At 54.8% G+C, this 21138-nt stretch carries 16 protein-coding genes and 1 tRNA gene; 5 read left to right on the top strand and 12 right to left on the bottom strand.

Annotated features, from left to right (window positions below):
* Nucleotides 1–196: 196 nt before the first annotated feature.
* The 7 genes from AC2FHX_RS12590 to AC2FHX_RS12620 all read right to left on the bottom strand — a co-directional run bounded on the left by AC2FHX_RS12590 (nucleotide 197) and on the right by AC2FHX_RS12620 (nucleotide 9060).
* Nucleotides 197–1483, bottom strand: a complete 1287-nt coding sequence (locus AC2FHX_RS12590) for a dynamin family protein (protein ID WP_271948831.1) — start codon at nucleotides 1481–1483, stop codon at nucleotides 197–199.
* Entirely contained in the window at nucleotides 1480–3522 is a 2043-nt protein-coding gene (locus AC2FHX_RS12595; RefSeq protein WP_496701886.1) for a dynamin family protein, read from the bottom strand. Before AC2FHX_RS12595 ends, AC2FHX_RS12590 begins: the two co-directional genes overlap by 4 nt.
* Nucleotides 3523–3589: 67 nt before the next feature.
* The gene (locus tag AC2FHX_RS12600; protein ID WP_496701884.1) at nucleotides 3590–4462 is read right to left on the bottom strand and encodes a hypothetical protein; all 873 of its coding nucleotides are present in this window, start codon (nucleotides 4460–4462) and stop codon (nucleotides 3590–3592) included.
* Nucleotides 4463–4484: 22 nt separating this feature from the next.
* Complete coding sequence (locus tag AC2FHX_RS12605; RefSeq protein ID WP_496691615.1) at nucleotides 4485–4886, bottom strand: hypothetical protein; 402 nt, start codon at nucleotides 4884–4886, stop codon at nucleotides 4485–4487.
* A 30-nt stretch (nucleotides 4887–4916) separates the two neighbouring features.
* Nucleotides 4917–6632 carry a dynamin family protein gene (locus AC2FHX_RS12610; RefSeq protein WP_496701882.1) on the bottom strand — a complete coding sequence of 572 codons (1716 nt, stop codon included), beginning with the start codon at nucleotides 6630–6632 and terminating at the stop codon, nucleotides 4917–4919.
* Between the two features lie 8 nt (nucleotides 6633–6640).
* Nucleotides 6641–8653, bottom strand: a complete 2013-nt coding sequence (locus tag AC2FHX_RS12615; protein WP_496701880.1) for a dynamin family protein — start codon at nucleotides 8651–8653, stop codon at nucleotides 6641–6643.
* Between the two features lie 2 nt (nucleotides 8654–8655).
* On the bottom strand, nucleotides 8656–9060 hold the full coding sequence (locus AC2FHX_RS12620) for a hypothetical protein (protein WP_496677113.1): 405 nt from the start codon (nucleotides 9058–9060) through the stop codon (nucleotides 8656–8658).
* Between the two features lie 741 nt (nucleotides 9061–9801).
* On the opposite strand from AC2FHX_RS12620, the gene AC2FHX_RS12625 reads away from it, so the two are divergent.
* From AC2FHX_RS12625 to AC2FHX_RS12645, 5 genes are all read left to right on the top strand, one after another.
* Nucleotides 9802–9886, top strand: a tRNA-Leu gene (locus AC2FHX_RS12625).
* 404 nt (nucleotides 9887–10290) lie between these two features.
* Nucleotides 10291–11496: a YcaO-like family protein gene (locus AC2FHX_RS12630; protein ID WP_496701878.1), complete on the top strand. Its 1206-nt coding sequence runs from the start codon at nucleotides 10291–10293 to the stop codon at nucleotides 11494–11496.
* Entirely contained in the window at nucleotides 11493–12815 is a 1323-nt protein-coding gene (locus AC2FHX_RS12635; protein WP_496701876.1) for a TfuA-like protein, read from the top strand. The genes AC2FHX_RS12630 and AC2FHX_RS12635 overlap by 4 nt, the downstream gene beginning before the upstream one ends.
* A gap of 43 nt (nucleotides 12816–12858) precedes the next feature.
* The gene (locus AC2FHX_RS12640) at nucleotides 12859–14154 is read left to right on the top strand and encodes a gluzincin family metallopeptidase (RefSeq protein WP_496701875.1); all 1296 of its coding nucleotides are present in this window, start codon (nucleotides 12859–12861) and stop codon (nucleotides 14152–14154) included.
* A gap of 113 nt (nucleotides 14155–14267) precedes the next feature.
* Nucleotides 14268–14873, top strand: a complete 606-nt coding sequence (locus tag AC2FHX_RS12645) for a hypothetical protein (RefSeq protein ID WP_496691609.1) — start codon at nucleotides 14268–14270, stop codon at nucleotides 14871–14873.
* A 52-nt stretch (nucleotides 14874–14925) separates the two neighbouring features.
* On the opposite strand, the gene AC2FHX_RS12650 is transcribed toward AC2FHX_RS12645, so the two are convergent.
* The 5 genes from AC2FHX_RS12650 to AC2FHX_RS12670 form a co-directional block, all read right to left on the bottom strand.
* Nucleotides 14926–16695, bottom strand: coding sequence for an adenylate/guanylate cyclase domain-containing protein (locus AC2FHX_RS12650; protein ID WP_281286267.1), 1770 nt, complete (start codon nucleotides 16693–16695; stop codon nucleotides 14926–14928).
* An 85-nt stretch (nucleotides 16696–16780) separates the two neighbouring features.
* Nucleotides 16781–17428, bottom strand: a complete 648-nt coding sequence (locus tag AC2FHX_RS12655; RefSeq protein ID WP_246097210.1) for a GNAT family N-acetyltransferase — start codon at nucleotides 17426–17428, stop codon at nucleotides 16781–16783.
* Between the two features lie 153 nt (nucleotides 17429–17581).
* Entirely contained in the window at nucleotides 17582–18526 is a 945-nt protein-coding gene (locus tag AC2FHX_RS12660; RefSeq protein WP_271948847.1) for an ABC transporter substrate-binding protein, read from the bottom strand.
* Between the two features lie 48 nt (nucleotides 18527–18574).
* Nucleotides 18575–19582, bottom strand: a complete 1008-nt coding sequence (locus tag AC2FHX_RS12665; RefSeq protein ID WP_496701874.1) for an ABC transporter permease — start codon at nucleotides 19580–19582, stop codon at nucleotides 18575–18577.
* Entirely contained in the window at nucleotides 19579–21105 is a 1527-nt protein-coding gene (locus AC2FHX_RS12670) for a sugar ABC transporter ATP-binding protein (RefSeq protein WP_496701873.1), read from the bottom strand. The genes AC2FHX_RS12665 and AC2FHX_RS12670 overlap by 4 nt, the downstream gene beginning before the upstream one ends.
* Between the last annotated feature and the right edge of the window lie 33 nt (nucleotides 21106–21138).

Genomic DNA, 21138 nt, shown 5'->3' on the forward strand with positions numbered 1-21138 from the left:
TCACTAAGGATCGTTTTTGCGATTGATCTATATGTAGTGTTTGTTTGACGGTTTATACTACATATAGAAATATATTGTGATAAAATCGAAAGCTAAAAACAAATTCTTAAGGATTGGTCTACAAATTCGAAACAATAGATTCGTAGGAATCGCCTTTACGATTCGCGGAATTGCCGCTCAGCCTTGAGCGGAAATTTCAGGTTCCGGTCTTTGGTTGTGCCGATTCAACCCGGCTGCCGGCCCAAGCAAGGTTGTCACTCAGCTGTGCCAGGATGCTAATCGCATCCTTCAGTGGCGCAACGCCGCTTTCGAACTGAAGCAAAAGCAACAAGTCCGTGGCCTTTTCGAACTCACCCGGAATCCAATCCGCCGTCGGGTCAATCTCGCCATCGTTTTCCAGGCGCTCGGCGAAATCCTCAACGATTTCCTGACAGCTTTGCAGGAAAGCCGCAGGCTCCATATTTGAGGTTTCCCGCAGGTCTTCATAGATACTGGCAATTGCGGCAAGCCAGTCTTCCAGGATCGGATTGTCGATAGGGGGTAGCACGTTTTCCAGCGTAGCCTGCATAGAGGGCGCGTCGAGGGCGGCTATGTCCGGCACCTGAACGTCAATCGATTTCAGATAGGGTAGAAAGTGCTGTTCCAGATCTTCGCGCGCCGAACTCAGGTCTGCCTGTCGCCGGTTCGAAGCAATATCAAGCACCTGCTCGGCCAGCCCCTGTCCACCGCAGGTTTCCCAAAGGGCGAAATCCGGTTCTGGCTCTTGCGCCATGGCACGGACAGCCACTGGGGTGCCGATCGGCACAACCGAGCGGAACATATTGCGCTTTTCTTTGTTCAAGCGGGCCAACACCCGGTCAAGCGCGTCGCGTACCGGAGGCAAATCTGTATGTGTCACAGCCAATATGCTGTTTGCTCGCAACTCTTCCGGAACCTTAGCCCAAAGATGGCGTTCCGTTTCGCGCCATGCATTTGTGCCGTTGGTGCACCAGATCGCGCAATCCACAAATTTGAGCAGATCGAGCGTCGGTTTATAGGTATCATCCAAAGCGCCTGACCCAGGCAGATCGTAGAGCGATATCTCTTGCAGGGCAGGGGTGTTCAATCCAACAGAGATAAAGTCGGGTTCGTCTTTGGCGGCTTTTTCAAGTGCAATTCCAGAATAGACCTTAGGTTCCCGGTCCCACCACCCGACAGTTGTTTCGGGGGTTTCGGAATATGCCACAATAACGAGCGGCAGTTTCAGATGTTGCGGCCCGGTAGGCAGAATATCTGCCCCGGCCAGCATGTTGGCCAGGCTGGATTTTCCCGCCCCAAATTCTCCGGCGAATCCAATATTGACCGCGTTTGACAAGCGTTCGGCATGCGCCAAAGCACGGGCGCGCATATCTTCGAGCGCCACGTCGCTCGGCAGGCTTTCGGTCGCGGTCAGAAAGCGCTCGAGCTGCCTCACTTCCTTGTCGGTTCCGGGAAATTCGATCATTCCGCTGCCTCTGCTAGTCTTTCATCTGTTTGATGCTGGCTGAATAGGGTGCCCAGCTCGTCAGAAATATGTTGTGCGTGGTTGAAGGAGGCTTGCGCCTCGGCCCGGGCATTTGTTTCGCCGGTTCCGGCACGATGTTCAAGATGTGTGGCGAGCAGGGCCAGATAATGGTCCAGCACAGTATTAAGCCGCTCGGTCAAATCACCGCGGGCGGTATCCACCAGATCATCTCCGATCATCTCAAACTCCTGAACGATCATGCGTTCGGCACGGGACACGACACTTTTACGCGAAATCAGCCGGGACAACCAGTTTACCCGAAGTTCGACAGTGATGCCACGGGTCAAAGCGGACGTGTCCGGACGGAACCAGCGAACTGCGCTGGTATTCATCCGGTTGTCGGTTGCGTCCTGCCAGCCGGGCAGAGCCCGCAGCGTGGCATTGCTTTGCATGTCGATTGCGTAGAGCTCGCTCAGCATTCTTTGGCGGACAACTTGGGTGGCCCCCTGAACAAGTTCGCGCATGCGGTCACGCAGCGGAGTGAAATTCAGCTCGGTTTCTCCGGTTTTCGACAACAGCGGAGAATCTCCGTTCGGGCCGCGAACAACGCCCGACACGGCCTCGGCCACGGTGTCATCCATTACGCCCCTCAGGTTGGCCAGGACGTCATCCATTTCGTCAATGATCTTGGTGGTCTTGTCGCTGACCGAGTTCCGCAGATCGGCCAATATCCTGTTGTTTTCACCAGCGTCTTCTGCCGAGGTTGTGGTGTCGTTCTCGATCGCGCGCAGATGCGCTTTGGACCGGTCCAATTCACCTTGGGCAAAGCTGTTGAGATGCTGCCAGGCCATACGCAGTTGTTCATCGCGCGGGCCTTCTGTCAGCGCTCGGGTCACATGCCGGCGCAGATCGGGCAACCCGGAGGCGATCATAGCGGCAAAGCGCAAAACACCTTCGCGGCTGATCGGGCCGGGGCCTTGTTTGATCTCTTCGACACCGTCCAGATATTGCTTCATCTGATCGGGGTGCGCGCGCAGCCAGGCCAGGACATCGTCGTGGTTGATACCGGCTTCGTCACCGGTCAGGGCGTAATGCGCCCATTGGGCACTGCCGGTCAACACGTCAATGTTCGAGTTCCCAAGCGCCTTCTCAAGCCCGTCCAGAACATCGGCCCGCACCTTGAACGCATCTTCGGCACCATTTCCCAATTCGTCCACGCGGTTGATAAAAACCACGATCTGGCCCAGCTCGAGCGCTTGCATTAGGCGGAACAGTTTCAAGTCCGCCCGAGAAAGCGCCTGATGCGCCGACAGGACAACCACAAAAAAGTCGGACTCTTTGAGGTATTGACGAGAGATCTCTTCGCGGATCAGCAGAGGGTCATTTACACCGGGCGTATCGGTGACCGTAAGCGGAAATGGGAAATGTCCGATGTCAAAATAGACCTCGGCCTTTCGGGTGATGTCGCTGTAAAGGCCCCGGTCCGATGCCGGATCATGTGTCCCACCCTCGGTCGGGTCATCGCCTGCGCAAACATAACGTGCCAAATCATCCGAATTCAGGTCTTCCAGATCATGATGTTGGCCCAGCAGCTGTTCATAGCTATCGCCCAGCCGAAGCTTGGCGCGGGTCTTCATTGCGTCGACCTGTTCTTCGATCATCTCGCGCTTATAACTGTCCTCGTCATCGGGGAACATGTTGCGCAGCTCTTCACCTTCGGCAATCAGGGACTGCCACTGACGGTTGTCGAAGAAATGGAACTCGGCACCTTGCGTCCGGCCCGACGGGTGGCCGAAATGCATATCAGTGATTACGGTTGTCCAAGGGTTCACATCCGACGGCAGATATTCGGCCTGTCCGGTAAAACCATTGATCAGTCGGGATTTGCCGGCCTTGATCTGACCAACAAAAGCAATCGAGGGCTTCAGGTTCGAAAGATCACCAATGATCCGAGAGATAAACTGCCCGGTTTCGTCATTGCTGACGCCTTTCATCTCGTTGGCTATACGAAGTAACTCGCGACGATTATTCTCACTCATAACACATACCCTGACTACTTAATTTCACGGATCGAATTCGTTGAAAAATTGAACTGTTGGCACCGGATCATTTTTCCGATCCCGTAACTGATTTCCAAAGGTTTACGACGGCTCCCAGTTTGCGCGCTTCATGAATGGCCAGCGCAAATTGAGACCCGTCATGCAGAACGGCAAGCGCATCCCCTTTGCCCCCTGAAGGCCGCATTACAATCAGCTGAGGATGATCCAGCGCGATGGCGGCGTCACCGTCCCACCCAACAAGATCCTGTGCAAACTGACGAACCAGATCCTGATCGGCGTGCATGGGTTGCCCGACGTCGCATACTCCTTCGAGCCGCGATATGGCTGCACCGTCCAAGGCGACTTCGGCGCGTCCCAATGCGAACCGTTCAGCGCCATCAAAAAACGCGCTGGCAATGGTTCCTGCTGTCGCCTCGGTGGCGGGCGCTGGAATATCTGTTTCTTGCGGGGCAGGCGTGTCGGGAACCAAAGAAACGACCGTCTCGGGCGGCAGTTCGATAGTGCCGCAAGCCTTTGCAATCTCGCTGAAAGTCACACCGACATCATCGACCTCAAGCGCCGTGTCCGGTTGCAGAGAAAGCAGCTCCAACGGGGCAGGGGCTGCTGCAATATCGGACACCAATTCGGCCAAGCGGGTCGCAAGCTCTTCACGCGGAGTAGTTTCAAAATCCGGTATCATGCCCGAGCGGACCCGGAAAACATCAGTTACCCGCGAGCTGTTGACCTCCATTGCCAGACAATCACCATTGGCTGCGGTAAATTCCAGCCGACGCGGCAAAATGGTTCCGCGAATTGTACGCAGGATCTTTTCACGACGAATCTCAGTCGTCTCAGCAGCTAATGTAACCGTCGGATTCAAACGGGCGACCGACAACCGCCCGATGTCTTCGAGCATGTCCAGTATGTCAGTATCCATCATGCCGTGACCCCCTCTGGTCCCGTTATACAGCGGCCGTAACCGGCCCCAGGCTTATGTGCGATTTAGTAAGCGCCAGCCCCACATTGGCACTGTCGCGACAGATGTAGCAGACCACATGGTCCGGGTAGTCCGGGGTCCGCAGGAAAATATTCAGCCGATCCTTTGAAAACACTGCGATTTCGCCAAACCCAGGATTTTCCGTATCGTCGGCGTCGGTCGAACGCAGCAGATTCTCAAACGCGATCACACCGTGCCCCTGAAAAAGGTTGGCCACCGCAATGGCCAGAGTATCCAAGGCTTCGGCACTTTCCGAGTCTGTGACATGGGTGCCTAGCAACATACCTGTCTTCATGTCGACATACCCGGCTGCTATGCAGTCGGGTATGGTCGCCATCGCATCGTTTAATGCTGTTTCGATAGACATCAGTTGCCCTGTCTCCTAGGTTTCTCACCGCTAAAGTACATGTCGTTCAACACCCGTGTCTTCAGAGGTATTGGCCATGGGCCTTACCGCGTTATCTGATTTTCGCGCATTGTGTTCGGCCGTGATTTGGTCAAACTCCTCAAGAAATGCTTGAAATACCTTCTTCAACGCTTCTGGGTTGGTGGGCATGTCTTCGCCATCCGTGACCTCGCGCCACATCGCCGCCGCGCTAAGCGGGGTGTCGACGGACACGTTCACAATGTCTTCAAACGAGCCCGCGATTTCCGGTCTGCTCTCTGGCAGGGCGACAACCTGAGTGTTCACCAGGCCATTGGTTTCCGGCTCTGGTTCGAACTCATCCTCGGCATCATCCGATTGTTCAGCCATCAACGCTGTGATCGAGGATACGGAAAGTTCGACCGGGGTTGCTTCCGGCTCTGCCTGAGTGGTCTCTTCGGGCTCCGGAACATCTGTAAGCTGGTCCTCCAAAGAGGCCATGAATGTGTCAGCTTCGTCTTCGTCACTGAACAGGTTTTCTTCTTCAGCAACTTCGACTTCCGCAGAAAGTGACTGAACTTCAACAATATCAGTTTCATCAATGACGGATACGGCCTGTGGGTCTGTTTCATCATCCTCGGCAGGAGCAACGGACAGATCGGCAACGTCCGAGTCCTCGGGAGTGGTCTCCCGGAAGAACGCCCGCAATTCGTCTTCTTTTTCTTCTTTTACGATCTCGGCGCCCGAGGTCATGTCGGCGCGCAGACGTTCGGCCTCTTGTGGGTCAATGCGCGGGGCACGTTCAACCTCATCAGGGCGCAGTTCGACCCGGGCAGGGCGCACGGGGAATTGTGTCACCACCTCGGGCTCTGTTCCCTCATGCAGCGGATTTACTAGCTTCAGCGGAGCGGTTCCCTGTACATTCGAGAAATTGCGCCGCGGGCGCAGCGGGTGTACCTGAGGAGCATCGGACAAGCTGGTGTCAATTTGATAACGCGCCAGCTGATGAGCGCGGCTGTCCATGATCAGTTCTGTGATTTCCAGGAAGCTGTCGACCATCTTGCCACCGCCACTGCGGGTCCACAATTCGGCGTCCCCGCTTTTGTCGCGGGCCATGATGGCATCACGGGCTGAAAACAGGATCGAACGGTTGAACAGGTGACCTGCTTCGCGGTTCACACGACGAAGGACCTTTTGGCGATCCTTGACATCCAAAACGTCTGCACGTGTGACCAGCAGCAATGAATTATGTTGCAACCGTTCGGGCAGGGAAACCCAGGTTGCCCGTTCCGTTTCGCGCCATGCCTGCGTGGCGTGCGTACACCAAATAACGCCATTTGCCTGACCGACAGCCCGTCGCCAGACATCAGTAGAAATCTTGGGGTCGGAAATACCCGGAGTGTCAATCAGGTCGACGGCTTCAAGAATGTCGGATTCCAGAAATATACGAATAAACTGGGCATCATTCACCCCGACTTGTTCCAGCTGGTCCAGGTCAATGTTTTCGCGAGTTCCGTCAGGGCGTTGTACATAGGCCGACCTTCTACCCCAACTGAACCAAACTGGTGGCAGCTGTGTGGCTGTAACCTGTGTAGGCAGTGCCTCCGAGCGCAGCAGAAAGTTCATCAAGGTTGATTTGCCGGCGCTGAATTCCCCCATAAGTGCAAAAACAGGTTTCCTGCGGGACCATTTCTCAATGCGGTCCCATGCTTTTGAAGAGACGAAGCGGGTTTGTGAATCTTTTGCCATATCGCTACTTATGCTGCCTCGTTACTAAGATCTTTCAGGATATCGCCGAGGATATCGTCGCGGGATTTCTGAGGGGCCAGCCCCTCCATCAGCGCTGCACTGCGACCGGGGTCCTTTTCGGCTGAGGCCGAAATGTTCAACAGAGTCTCCTTTTGCTCGCGCATAAAGTCGGAAAGGGCGGCGCGGACATTTTCAAGAACTGCTGCAATCTGGTTTTCTTCGATATCCTTGGTGATCGAATTCGCCTCTGATGTGATCAGGCGCGTATAATCCGCCGCATAGGCCTCGAAACCATTGCGGCGTTGCCACCAGCGGCGCCACCATGTGCTTTGCAAGTCCAGGGCAATCGTGCGTCCGATACCCAGTGGAGGTGGTACCCGCGGGACGATTGGTGCCTCGATGCTGAACTCTCCCAGATGGTTGCCCAGCAAGCTTTGATACAACGCTTCGATGTCAGCGGCTGCCGCTGAATACAACGCACCAACTTCTTTGCGCATCGACCGGGCAAAGCTAAAATAGGCCGCTTTTTGCAAGGTCCGCAGCCCGGCAGGATCGTACTGCCACGTTCCTTGCTCGCCATTTTGCTCAAGATGCGCGATCAGAGAATCGGTGGCACGTTTAACAAAGTTGGCTTCGGCCGAGTTCAGACGCTCAAGCACTTTCGCGCGCAAGGAAGCAGTAAGCTCAGTGGCCTTCTTTTCATATTCTGCGTTGACCTCGGCCACGGCGTCTTCGGGTGCTACCCCGTTCAGCTCTCGCACGATCCCTTCGCTGTCGGATAGTTTTTTGGCCACGGCGGTCGCCCGGATCTGACTGGCGATGTTGCGCGCCCGGTGGCGTACACGGTCCAGAAGTCGAGTTCCTGCGCCTTCGGCAATGCGTTCATTCATCGCCAGCAATAGGTCGGGCAAACCGGACAACGCCCAAATCTTGTCCAGTGACGGGGCCTGATCGCCAAACCCGGCCGCCAGATAGAACGTGTTAAGGGCTTTCCGGGATTCCTCAGACAGAATATCGGGATTGCCAGTTATCGCGGCCTCGGCCCACAGGGCGCTGCCGAACACGACACTTGCCTTGGTGTCGATATTGTTCTGTTTCAGCGTGTCCAGAATCCGATCCCGAATCTCAGGAACCTGGGTGACCGGATCTGCAAGTTCGTCAATTCGGTTAACAAACAGGATAATCTGACGATTTTCGAACTGAGCGATGATCCGCATCAGCGCCATGTCCATTGTGGTCAGAGCCTGACTGGCTGCCAGAACCACAATGCAGACTTCGGACCCGCGCAGGCTGCGCAGGGTGATCTGTTCACGCACCATAAATGTATCGTTTACACCCGGTGTGTCGCACAGCTTGAGGGAAATCGGGTACTGGGGGATGTCCATGTACAGCTCAGCCGACTTTGTCACATCCGCAAAACGACCGGTCTTGGGGTTGATGTCCGGGTCGTCTTCATCACCCAGACACACATACCTTTGGATCAGTTCCTCATCGAAATAGTCGTATTGATGGCTTTGCCCCAGAATCAGGTCGAAATGCTTACCCAGTCGTTCCTCGGACTTTGCTTTCATTTCGCCGATCTGACGGCGGATATCGTCCATTTCATCGTCGGCGCCGGCCCGATTGGCCAGCTCTCCCAGCCGGCCGCCGCCAACCATCAGATTGTCCCATTCCTCTTGTTCGAAGAAAGTGAACCGGGATTTTGTATCACCCTGGGTTCTGGTGTTGATGTTCAGCGTGGTAACCACAGAGGTCCAGGGGTTCACATCCGAAGGCAGCAGGGCAGGGCGTGCGGACAGAATGTTCACAAGCGAAGATTTTCCCGCCTTGACCTGACCGACCAGCGTGACGCTGGCAGTAAAATTCTCCATGCGTGTCTTGAGCGTCGCAAGACGTGCCGAGGAGCGCGCGTCCGCCACCTCTGTCAGTTGGTCAATCTGTGTCGTCAATGCCGACATGGCCGAAGTCATTGGGGTCAGCGCTTCGTTTCCAACAGACAAAAGATGATCGTTACGCGCCATGGTTAGCCTCCGGTTCCTGTAGCGGCGATATGAGGTTCGATCTGCCCGTGAGGTGCGCTAGTCAGCGTATCAATCCGGGCGATCAGGTTCAGGGCGTTGCCCAAAATTGCGGCTTCGGCGCTTGGTGTGATCGATTCATATGCGCGGGCATCGGCCAGCACTTCGATCGAGCTGAAGCAGTCGCTATTTTCCAGGCACGCAACACTGCGCCCTGTTGGGAAACCCTGGGATTTGACCTCGGGCAGGGGCATTCGGGAATTGGCAAGCAAATAATGCCCGCCAGAATGCGTGCGCAGCGAGATGCCAAACCCGGTATTCGGGTGTTCGCGATTCAGGGTTTTGAGTTCACCAAGAAAACTTTCGCGTGCAAGACCAATCGCGTCTTGCTCGGCAGATGCAGAGTTCATCATGTTGGTCACGGTAAAGACCCTTGTACTGGAGTTGAGCGAACGAACTGGTAAGACGCCCGAAGGCAAAAGACTCATTAACTCCTTTCCACCCATCAACTACTGGCAAGGCGGTCTTATTTTGACGCGAATAAGATTTTTTGGCGTTTGAATTGTGGCGCAAGTATGGCTGCGGACTTGCCCGGGCCCACTACTAAACTAAAAAGCGTATAAAAATATGAGCATATCAGCTGAAGTTCACAGCGAGCCGAATTTGATAACTGACCCCTAAATGGGGTGTAACTATTTATTAAATTATAGTTTTACATACATGCGGTCAGCTCCATATTTGGCAAAATCTTGTCATGAGACAGAATCCATCGCCCAAACAAAGTGCGCTTTCGGGAAAGGCAACAACAACACGGCACAACGTGAGGGTGTTTAAATTTGGCAGGTTCATCAATGGTGAATTTTAACAGGACGCTATGTTTCACAAAGTCTTTTTTGGGTCTGCCTGGTCTACGAGATTTCTGTTTTAGGCGGCGTCAGGCAAAGCTTGGTCAGCTGCAAGCCCATTGGCCTTTCCGGTCGGTGTGGTCGTGCGGTCTTTCATATGTTTTCGGGTTGTGTGGTGCCTCTGAGCAGAGGTTGGGTTTGTTCTGAAACGGGCATCAATATTCTTCGTGTAAACTACAATTTCCCTCTCGCACTCGTTCAAAAGCTTTGCTATTGAGCGGCATTCCGGCAGCTGCTGCTGGTCGTGCGGGTGTGGCGAAATTGGTAGACGCACCAGATTTAGGTTCTGGCGCCGCAAGGCGTGGGGGTTCAAGTCCCTCCACCCGCACCATAGTTCAGTGTATTGCATTGATTATATTTTATAAATTAGACTCAATAGAGCAACTTTCCCGATTGCCCTGAGACCTTCGCACGAAAGAAGGCGCGCTTCTGACAGCTTTTCGAGACATTTTGGGTTTCCGGTCGCGCAATAAATATCGCAGAATGAAGATTATGTTAAAATAGTGCGACATCCTTTGAATATCGTTGCTGCAATTCGATTCTAGGTGCTGGCTGCTGGACACAGTTGGTTCAGCCCGCGCTTATCATTGTCCAGCAAGTAGATTGTCGTGTTGAGACAATTATGGGCGGCAGAGTTGACCCATATGAAATCATCCCCCATCCTGAGCTGATCCGGTCACCGGCATGTATTTTCGCCTGGTGGCCAATTTCTTTTGTTTTTGGCAAGGTTGCATCATGTCTGACGTATCGGAAAAGCAATATGTGCTTGATACTCATCGCCTGCGAAGCCCCAGCCAAACATTGGAAATCGTAACGCCCTATTTGCGTGAAATGGGCATTACGCGAATTGCGAACTTAACCGGCCTGGATCGTATCGGATTGCCCACGGTCATGGTTGCGCGCCCGAATTCCCGATCGGTTTCGGTGTCGCTCGGCAAGGGATTGTCAGTCCCGGCCGCGCAAGCGTCGGGGGTTATGGAAGCGATCGAAAGCTGGCACGCGGAACGGGTAACGGCGCCTCAGCGTCTGGCACGATTTACCGATATAGCGCGCGATGCGCCGGTGGTGGATGTTGATAAGCTACCTCGGGTGACTGGTGGCCGATTTGATCCTGATGCGAACAGATTGTGGGTAGAGGGTCGGGATTTGAATTCCGCTTGCGCCCGTTGGGTTCCAATGGAGATGGTCGATACCGATTATACGTCTTTGCCGATGGGTGGGCAGGTTGCTTTTCCCAGAACGACAAACGGTTTGGCATCCGGCAACAACCTGTTTGAAGCCAGTTGCCATGCGATCTTTGAACTCATCGAACGCGATGCCACCACACTGTGGCAATTTCAGTCCGCGCCAGCACGGATCCACCCAGACACTATAGATGATGACAGGTGCAAGGACGCAATAAGCATGATTGAAGCGGCGGGCCTGACCCTGGGCATCTGGGACACCACCTCGGACATCGGAATCGCCTGTTTCCGCTGTACGATCTGCGAGCCGGACGGGCAGAACGGCCACATCGGTATCGGTGATGGCTGCCATCCAGATCGCGCCATTGCTTTGTTGCGGGCCCTGACCGAAGCGGCACAAACCCGCCTCACCTATATCTCTGGCGCGCGTGATGATCTGGACCCAGAAGAGTTTACTGACCAGGCGCAGACCGAAAGATGTGCCTATATTCGCAATCAGATTGATAGCTCGGACGCGACGCAGGATTTTTCGAATGCTCCGACATATGCCACCGGATCATTCCAAGAGGATTTGAACTTGCTGACTACCCGCCTCGAAACTGTAGGTATTTCGCAGGTGATCACGGTCGATCTATCGCGCCCGGAATATGAGATCGCCGTTGTCCGAGCTGTCATACCTGGGCTTGAAGCGCCTCATGACGACGCCGATTATATCGCCGGGGAACGCGCGCAGCGTGTAATGGAAACATACGGATGAGTGTCGTTATTTTTGTGGGCCCGACGTTGACAGCCGATGCTGTGGCCCAATGCTTGGACCCTGTGATCTTGCCCCCGGTCCGGCAGGGGGACGTATATCGCGTGGCACGTGATCGTCCGCGTGCGATCGGGATAATAGACGGCTTTTTTGAGGGCGTCCCGTCGGTCTGGCATAAAGAGATTCTTTGGGCGATGGATCAGGGAATCCCCGTTTATGGCAGTGCCAGCATGGGTGCTTTGCGCGCGGCAGAGTTGGCTGATTTCGGTATGATCGGCGTGGGTCGAATCTTTGAGGATTTCTACAGCCGAACCCTGCAGGATGACGACGAAGTTGCGGTCCTGCACAGCCCAGCAGAATTGGGCTATTTGCCATTGAGCGAGCCCATGGTCTCGGTCCGAGCAACGGTTGAGGAGGCGCAAAATCTAGGCATGTTGGTCGCTGAACGTGCCGCAGAGGTTCTGCGGATTGCCAAAGGCATGAACTATCGTCAGCGCAGTTGGCCCAACATAATTGACGCGTTGAACGGGCTTTCTGATATCCAGAGTTTTGTGGACTGGCTGCCAAACGGCAAGGTCGATGCAAAAGCGCGTGATGCCGTTGAGATGCTTGGGCGTATGGCCGAAGATCTGGCAAACGACCTTCCCTTCCCGGCGACGCAGCAACCGACCGAAGAAACGCTGATGTGGAAAGGGCTGCGTGCCCGAGTGGATGCCGATCAGAAGGCCGATCAGGCGGTTATCGACGAAGTCAGGCTGAACCCGGACATGTATACGCGGCTGCGTGAACGGGCCGCGCTGACTCTGCTGGCGCGGGAAGAGGCTGATCGGCGGGATGAAGAGCCTGACCGCCCTGCCCTGATGGCACAAATGGATGCGCACCGGCAAAAAGCCGGCCTGTCGCGCCGCGCCGCTTTGATGGCATGGCTGGACGAGAATGATCTGAGTGTCGAGGAATACGAGGCGATGCTGGCCGATGCCGCTCGGGTGCATGGCCACATTACCTCTCGGGCTTCGGTCCTTGACTCATCGCTTTTGCGCGAGTTGCGCCGTGACGGGAGCTATGCCGAATTGCGGGATCGTGCCCATCGCAAGGCACAAAGGGGAGCTGAATCAATGACTGCCCGAGGCGGTCCCGCAAGCGGGCGCCTACCTATGGTTATGTGGTATTTTGAAACACAGCTTGACCAACCAGTGCCGGATGATCTTGAATCATATGCAGTTTCACTTGGATTGGCCGGGCGGGAAGCATTTTTTGATTTGATAGAAGCAGAGTATTTGTTTTGTCACGCGGATGCCGGATTAAATAGTACCGTTGACTAGCCGCCCAAGGCGGAACCGAGGCGTGGCCTGAAAGGGGGGTATTGTGAACTTACCAGATCACCTTGATAAAGAAGAGCCTGGAACGCGATTTCTGCTGTATCCGCAATCCCCTTTTCTGGAAGAGGACCCACAGCTTGAGCTAGTCGAAATATCGGCCCCGCAGGGCAGTATCGGCCCAGGTCCATCGGGTCCGCGCATGTACACGGTTAACCCTGTCGGAAAGACTACACCCTATGGGGCCATCGTGCCCGGACCGGATGGTCCGGGAATGTATCTGCCGCCCTGGAACGGATATATCCATCCCCCTGCAATGCCTGATGAGTTCGGTAACTTTATCCATATTGGCCCGTCGGACCCGGCTTTTGAGGCAGCGCATCTGTTTGGCTCGGCGCATTTCACGATGGACGTCTGGCAGGGCTATTTTGACCGACCAATCCCATGGCATTTCGCCCGCGATTTTGACCGGCTGGAACTGTCGCTGCTGCCAAGCTTGGACAATGCGCATATCGGTTGGGGTTTCCTTGAAACCGGGGGCACCCACGAACACGGGGACGAATATCGCCCCTACAGCCTGAATTTCGACGTGGTCGCACATGAAATCGGCCACTCAATCATTTACAGCGTCGTGGGCATGCCCACCGACGGAGATGTTTCGGGCGAGTATTACGGGTTCCATGAATCCGCCGCCGATATGGTGGCGCTTCTGGCCTCTTTGCATTTTGGCTCGGTGGTAGAGGCGCTGTTGGAAAACACCAAAGGCAATCTCTACAGCTTCAACCGACTGAATCGCTTTGCCGAGCTTTCGGAAAATGCACAGATCAGAACGGCCGCAAACAACCGGTCACTATCGGAATTCGCTGCCGGATGGTCCAGTGAACATGCACTTTCCGAGCCACTGACAGGTGCAATGTTCGACATTTTGGTGGACATCTATCATGAGCGCCTGTTGGTTCATGACCTTATCACACAGGCCGAGGAAGACCTGTCCGATCAGCTAGAGGATTCACCCGATTACAGCGCGGTCATGCAGGGTATTTTTGACAAGCGATATGCCGAAAACCCTGATGGATTCCGCGTAGCACTTCTTGAGGCGCGCGATTTCCTGGGCACCTATCTGGCCGACGCCTGGAGCATGTTGGACGCCGATATGCTCAGCTATTTCGGTGTCGAAAAGGCCATGCTGGCGGTGGATCAGGAAATTACCGCGGGTGCCTTCCGTCGGATCATCGAAGGAAACTTTCGGATGCGTGATATCGGGGTGGCAACTGCCGGTCCGCGGCTGCCGGACCCCGATGAAGACAGTCACGCACACTCCGTCCGCACGCAGGTTCCAGACTGATGACAGCAAAATTCTTTTTTTTTCGGCAGATTTATGGCATTTAGAGGCGGGGTGATTTTTGAGGAGACACCGATGCGGTCATCCTCGGGATTTAATCGAAGGGGGTTCGGGTGATGAACCCATATTTGGGAGATGAGTTTATGGCGGAATCCTTGCTCAGTTTTTCGGAAGTGTTGATTTACGGCAGAGTTATCGACGATTTGGATTACGACCCTGCGAAAAAGAAAAGCAGAGGCAAAGGCAACAACAAACATCTTGATGAGCAACTCGCGAGTTCAGGAAATGACGAAGCAAAATTTGCCAAGATTTACGGGTTTGCCTATGAAGGCACCTACTACGACCTGCCCGAGCCGGTGATTTTCCTGGTTCACGGCAATGGTCAAGACGTCGCCAAGAAGGGCGAGCCACCAAACCAGGCCTCGCGCGCGCCCACGGATCCTTCGATCGGCGGTGTTGCGGCGGCGGACTATCAGGTCGCTGACGGTATCAAGTTCTGGAGTTATGATAAGTCCGATCAGACCATGCGAATGGATGTCACGACAGGCCAGTTCGAACAGGTTCTTCTAGACCTCTATTTTGGCTTTGACAGCCCTGCTATCAGCGGTGCAAAGGTCAGCGGTGCCAAGGTAAGTGGCGCCAAGGTCAGTGGCGCGAAAGTCAGCGGAGCCAAGGTCAGTGGCGCCAAGGTTAGCGGAGCCAAAGTACGCGGCGGCGACTGATCTTCGGACAAAGTCAGCAAAGAAGGCGCGGGTTCTCGCGCCTTTTTCCGTTCTAAAATCCCGCTTTTTTCAGCCCTTCGACAAAGTGCTGCGTGTCGTCTTCCAGACGGTCGGGCAGCACCTTGGCCCAGCGTGACAAAGAAAAGTTCGGGTGTGCGGCGCGGTGCTTTTCAGCAATCATACGTGCCATATCCATGTTGCCCAGCTGCGCATGGCTGGCGGCCAGCATCCGTTGACCCTCGGTCGGATTGTTCATCTTGTTGACGGTTTCGATAACATCTTCATAGCGCCTGAGATTGTAATAGGCGCCGCCGAGGTGCCAGAGATACTGATCCGGAAAGTACGGGTTCAGACGCATGGCCTGTTGCAGATGCGTGATGGCAGTCTCATTTTCCCCTGAATGTGCAAGCGCATCGGCGAAATCCGAATGCATATCCGCATCATTGGGGTTAAGAGCCAAAGCACGTTGGTAAGACTGAAGCGCCGCACTATGTTCCTTGCGATACAGGTGGACAAATCCCAGCTCGCCAAATCCCCGTGCGTCTGTTGGGTCCAATTCGATCGACCGCTGTGCCAAAGACAGCGCCTGCTCGAAAGCACTGCCTGGATCTTCGGTCCACGAGTATCGCCAATCCAGATTCAACGTTCGGGATAAGGCGGCGGCGGCACGGGCATAGTTGCCATCCCGTTCCAGCGCAGATTGATAGAAGTTCTGTGCCTTGCGGTTGTCGTTGCGCGTGTATTTGAAGATGTGCTGCTGCCCCTGCAGGACAGAGCCATATGCCTCCAGATCTGAAGGAACGGCCTGAACCATAACTTGGCGCTCATGGGATTCGATCATTACGGCCGTGGCCGCGACGATACATTCAGTCACCTCGTCCAGAATATCAAATATATCGTCAATGTTTCGATCAAATCGCTCACCCCAAATCGTGCGTTCAGTGTTTGCATCGACCAGTTCCGCAGTAATGCGGATTCGACTGGAAGAGCGACGCACACTGCCACGGGCGATATACCGGACATTCAGCTTTCTTGCGGCTTCCTTCGGTGGCATGGACTGCGCCCTGAAGAAGAATGATGAGTTTCGGGCGATGACGAAAAGGTTTCTGAATTTGGAAAGGTTCAGAATGATGTCGTCGGTCAGACCATCGGCAATCCAGCCGTCAGACTCATCCCCGCCGCTGATGCTGAACGGTAGCACAGCGACCGACGGAGTGTCCGGGCGTTCCAACAGATCGACAATAGCGTCGGGACGCATGGTGCCCGCCAAAGTAGCACCGGCAACTTCGCTGCGGACACAGTAGGTAGAAACCGGCGAAAGAATGTTCTTCAGATGCTGCGGACCGAGAAATTCGTACCCATACCGCAACCGGTTACAAACCTGATCATACACCGCAGAGCTGACATAGACCCTCTCGGGTTCCGCAATTTCTTGCAATCGCGCTGCAATGTTGACGTTGTCGCCATGAATTCCACGCTCATCTATCAGGATCTCTCCAAGATGGATGCCAACGCGAAACTTGATTTGCTGTTGATCTGATCCTGAATCGTTGTGCTGGGCAGAAATTTGGTGCAGCTCAACACCAAATTCGACCGCGCTGGTCGCTGTTTCAAACAGGGCCAGGATGCCGTCACCGCGCACTTCGACAACACGCCCCTGATAACGGGCACATGCGGCTTCGATCTGCGATAGAAGTGTCTTCAAAGCGTTGTAGGTGTCGAGTTCGTTCTCACTCATCAGGCGAGAATAGCCGACGACATCTGCAAATAAGACTGCACCCAGCTTCTGAGTGATTGATGAATTCGGGTTAACTGTATTCACTGGCGGTACTCGATTCCTGAGTTCTGAACGAACCCTAACTTTTGTATAACAAAAAAAGATTTGAAATGATTGGTAATAACGTCTCTTAGTCCGACCCAGTCTCTTGCGGGGGCCAACACCAGCAATCCGAGGCATTATTGCCAAGCTTAACGATGGTTTCACCGCCCAATTCTTTCGCCAGTGAATTTCGGTTTTCGAACCAATCGCTGCTCAGCAACCCGACCACAACCATATCGTGAAACTGACCATCTGCAAACCAGGCCTGACGCATCGACCCCTCGATCTGGCACCCCAGTCTGGCAACCAAGTCTCTGCTGCTGACATTATCCGCCCTATAATACGACGTCAGCCGGTTCAGCCCCAGTTGTCGAAAGGCGAAATCGGCGACCAAAGCCGTCGCTCTGATACCAACCCCATGGCGGCGCACCGAATGATCGACGAACATCGCAACGACAGCATCGCGATTGATCGGCGATATCCCCTCGAGGCCGCTCATGCCGACCAGTTTTCCCGCCGAATTCTCAACAACGAACCAACACCTGCGGCCGATGGCTGAGCCGGTGAACATGTCGCTCCAGCTTTCCTCTGTCTGTGCAAGATTAAGAGGGATGCGGGACACGCGTTCGAATTTGGCTAAATCCTCTACATTTTGAAACCAGGGCAGAATTGTCTCAAGATCGGATTTTTCCAGAGGACGCAGGACATAGGTCTTGTTGCTGGGCTTTTTTTTCACCGGAATTTCAACCTTCAATAAACATCAAAAAAATAACCCGTAGAGGATAGCATGAAAACGCCACAAACAGAAAAGATGATTGTTGCAACCCAGTAAAACAAAAATACCGGCCCGCCGATCGGGCGAACCGGTCCGTATTAAGCTGTCAGGCTCTTAGTCGTAAAGAACTGCCGCGATCTTCGGATCGTCAATATTGGAAGCATCGTAATAGTAAAAGCCTGTGTCGATTAAGGCCGGGACTTCTTCGCCTTTCATCGCCGCGACGGCCGCCTTGACCGTTTCATAGCCGATACCAACCGGGTTCTGGGTGATTGCCCCGGTCATCAGACCACTTTTGATCGCGTCTTTTTGGGCTTTGCCGCTGTCATAGCCAATGATGACAAGGCCCTCGGTGCCCAATTCCTGAACCCCGTTCACGACACCAATGGCAGAGCCTTCATTGGTGCCGAAAATACCATCCAGATCGGGGTTTGCAGTGAGGATCGCTTTTGTCACCTCGGTTGATTTCAGATGGTCTCCCTGCCCGTACTGAACGGTGACAACCTCGATATCAGGGTATTTTTCCGCAATGCGGTTCACAAATCCATCGCGGCGGTCAATGCCAGTGCGGCTGGTCTGGTCGTGGGCTACCACTGCAACTTTGCCTTTTCCACCAATCTTTTCGGCCATTTTGTCAGCGGCAAGCCCCGCTGCAGCTAGGTTGTCGGTTGTGGCAGTAGAAACAGGAATATCACTGTCGACACCGCTGTCAAAAGCGATGATCGGGATACCCTTGTCATTTGCCTGCTTCAGCAACGGAATGGCGGCCTGACTGTCGAGTGCGGCAAAGCCGATGGCTTTTGGATTGTTTGCCAGTGCTGCGGCCAGCATGTCGATCTGACGGTCGACCATCGTTTCGTTGTCCGGTCCTTCGAATGTGATTGTGACGTCAAACTCTTCGGCTGCCTGTTCGGCGCCCTGCTTTACCGCCTGCCAGAATTGGTGCTGGAACCCTTTGGATACCAGCGGAATATAGATTTCTTCCGCCATGGCCATCGAGGCCGGAGCTGCGAGGGTGGCTGCGCTGAGCACCCCCAGAACGAAACGACGTGTTAACATGATATTCTCCTCCAGTTGGTCGTTATCTTCTTTGGTCCTAAAAATTGTTCACCCGGTCTTTTTGCGCCGCGCCATGTCGGCATAGACGGCCAGAATGATGATCGCGCCGGTGACAACGGTCTGCCATTCCTGCGCGACAGACAGAACGCGCAGCCCATTGGTCAGGACAGCCATGATAAGCGCGCCGATGAGCGTTCCCAGGATCGTGCCGCGCCCGCCGGACAGAGAGGTTCCGCCAATGACCACAGCCGCGATGGCCTCAAGTTCGTATCCCAGCCCCAAAGCGGGTTGTGCCGAGTTCAGGCGCGAGGCGATCAGGATGCCGCCGATGCCGCAAATTCCCCCGGCCAGCGCGTAGATTCGCATCTTCCAGGCGTCGGTGTTGACACCCGACAAGCGGACCGCCTCTTCGTTTGATCCCAAAGCGAACGTATAGCGGCCCAAAACAGTGCGGCTGAGGATATAGGATGCTGCAATCGCGACCAAAAACAAGATCAGCACGCCGTTCGGGATAGGTACCGAGGGGACGATTTCTCCAATCAGAGACCCGCGCGAGATCTGATCGAAACCAGGCGTGTCATTGAAATAGATCGGTCGTGTGCCCGAGATAACCAGCGATAGACCCTTGAGGATCAGCATCATGCCCAGCGTCGCGATGAAGGGCGGGATTTTCATTTTGGCCACAAATGTGCCCGAACACAGACCACAAAACGCACCCGCTGCAATGGCTGCAGCAGCACCCAAAAGCAGGGGCATGCCGAGATAAGTCAGGGCTACGCCCGCAATCACGGCGCAGAAGGTCATCAAAGTGCCAACCGACAGGTCGATTCCGCCCGTGATGATCACCAGAGTTGCGGCAACGGCCAGTACGCCGTTGACCGAAGTTGCCTGCAGAATGGCAATCATGTTCGAGGTTTGCATGAAGTTCGGCGATGCGATCGAAAAGCCGATCAACAGGGCGATGAGACTGGCAAAGGCCAGCAGCTTTTGATACGCGCCGCTTTCCGACAGGCCCGCCAGGGGCTTTTTCTTGTCTATTTCCGTTGCTGTGGTCATGTTGCTGTCCCTGTGACCTGCATCGCCGCCGTGCGTTGGGTGGCCAGATGCATGATGTCTTCCTGAGTGGTGTTGTTTCCGCCGGGCAGAATTCCGGTCAGCCGGCCTTCGCACATGACGGCGATGCGGTGGCTGAGGCGCATGATTTCCGGCAATTCGGATGAGATCACGATAATCGTCTTTCCCTGCGCGGCCAGCTCTTCGAGCAGTTTGTAGATTTCCGATTTTGCACCGACATCAATACCGCGCGTGGGTTCGTCAAAGATCAGGATGTCGCAATCTCGCAAAAGCCATTTTGCGATGACTACCTTTTGCTGATTGCCGCCGGACAACAGGCGCACTTCTTGCACATCCGAGGGTGTGCGAATGCCAAGCTGGGCGATATAGCCTTTGGCCGTAGTGCTGATTTTGCTATCGTTCAGAACACCGGTGGCACTGGTAAACCTATCCATCGAAGCCAGAGCGATATTGTCGCGGACGTTCATTCCCGTGGCGAGGCCGAAATGCTTGCGATCCTCGGACAGGTACCCGATCCCGGCCCGCACGGCATCCACAGGGGAACGGATGGACACGATCTGCCCATGTACCCGGATTTCACCGCCATCGATAGTGTCAGCCCCAAAGATTGCCCGCGCAACTTCGGTCCGCCCTGCCCCCATCAGCCCAGCAAACCCCAAGATTTCACCCTTCCGGACCGAAAAGCTGACATCTTTCAGATCCGTGCCTCGCGACAGTCCTGCGACGTCCAGAGAAACCTCGGCATCGCTCAGGTCCGGCACATCCAGAGGGTCTTCGGATACTTCGCGCCCAACCATCATCGCAATGATCTTGCTGATCGGCGTGTCACTGGCACCGACAGTGCCAACATATTCACCGTCGCGCATGACAGTCACACGGTCGGCGATTTGTTTCAGCTCGTCCATTTTGTGGCTGATATAGACAATCCCCACCCCCTCGGCCCTCAGGCGGCGGATGATGACGAACAGCTCGGCAATCTCGGCGTCGTTCAGGGCCGCGGTCGGTTCGTCCATGACCAGAACCTTGGACCGATAGGACAGCGCCTTGGCAATTTCGACCATCTGCTGCTTGGCAATGGTCAACCCGCCGACCAGCGCTTTGGGATCGAGATTCAGGTTCATCGCCCCGAAGATTTCGGCGGTTTGAGCGTTCAGCGCAGCCTCGTCCAGGCGACCAAAACGTTTCCGGGGCTCGCGTCCGATAAAGATGTTCTGCGCTACGGTCAGATCGTTCATCAGACTCAGTTCCTGATGGATGATCCCGATCCCGAGGTTCTGAGCCTCACGCGGGGATGTGGGACTGGCTGATTTGCCTTGAATGGCCAAGTCGCCGCCATCGCGCTGATAGATCCCGGACAGGATTTTCATCAACGTACTCTTACCCGCCCCGTTTTCCCCCATAAGCGCGTGGACTTCGCCCGAAAACAGATCGAACTGCACGGATTTCAGCGCGTGCACACCGGGGAAATACTTTTCGATCCCCGTCATTTCGACCAGTTTTTCCATCTCTCCTCCCATTTTGCCCCTACCCCAGACGAA

The organism is Ruegeria sp. CDSC042 (assembly GCF_059610745.1).

Excerpts from the sequence above, each read along its gene's own strand:
- AC2FHX_RS12595 (WP_496701886.1), bottom strand. The coding sequence starts at position 3,522 with ATGAGTGAGAATAATCGTCGCGAGTTACTTCGTATAGCCAACGAGATG.
- AC2FHX_RS12590 (WP_271948831.1), bottom strand. The coding sequence starts at position 1,483 with ATGATCGAATTTCCCGGAACCGACAAGGAAGTGAGGCAGCTCGAGCGC.
- AC2FHX_RS12645 (WP_496691609.1), top strand. The coding sequence starts at position 14,268 with ATGAACCCATATTTGGGAGATGAGTTTATGGCGGAATCCTTGCTCAGT.
- AC2FHX_RS12615 (WP_496701880.1), bottom strand. The coding sequence starts at position 8,653 with ATGGCGCGTAACGATCATCTTTTGTCTGTTGGAAACGAAGCGCTGACC.
- AC2FHX_RS12670 (WP_496701873.1), bottom strand. The coding sequence starts at position 21,105 with ATGGAAAAACTGGTCGAAATGACGGGGATCGAAAAGTATTTCCCCGGT.
- AC2FHX_RS12600 (WP_496701884.1), bottom strand. The coding sequence starts at position 4,462 with ATGATGGATACTGACATACTGGACATGCTCGAAGACATCGGGCGGTTG.
- AC2FHX_RS12635 (WP_496701876.1), top strand. The coding sequence starts at position 11,493 with ATGAGTGTCGTTATTTTTGTGGGCCCGACGTTGACAGCCGATGCTGTG.
- AC2FHX_RS12660 (WP_271948847.1), bottom strand. The coding sequence starts at position 18,526 with ATGTTAACACGTCGTTTCGTTCTGGGGGTGCTCAGCGCAGCCACCCTC.
- AC2FHX_RS12610 (WP_496701882.1), bottom strand. The coding sequence starts at position 6,632 with ATGGCAAAAGATTCACAAACCCGCTTCGTCTCTTCAAAAGCATGGGAC.
- AC2FHX_RS12665 (WP_496701874.1), bottom strand. The coding sequence starts at position 19,582 with ATGACCACAGCAACGGAAATAGACAAGAAAAAGCCCCTGGCGGGCCTG.
- AC2FHX_RS12630 (WP_496701878.1), top strand. The coding sequence starts at position 10,291 with ATGTCTGACGTATCGGAAAAGCAATATGTGCTTGATACTCATCGCCTG.
- AC2FHX_RS12605 (WP_496691615.1), bottom strand. The coding sequence starts at position 4,886 with ATGTCTATCGAAACAGCATTAAACGATGCGATGGCGACCATACCCGAC.
- AC2FHX_RS12620 (WP_496677113.1), bottom strand. The coding sequence starts at position 9,060 with ATGAACTCTGCATCTGCCGAGCAAGACGCGATTGGTCTTGCACGCGAA.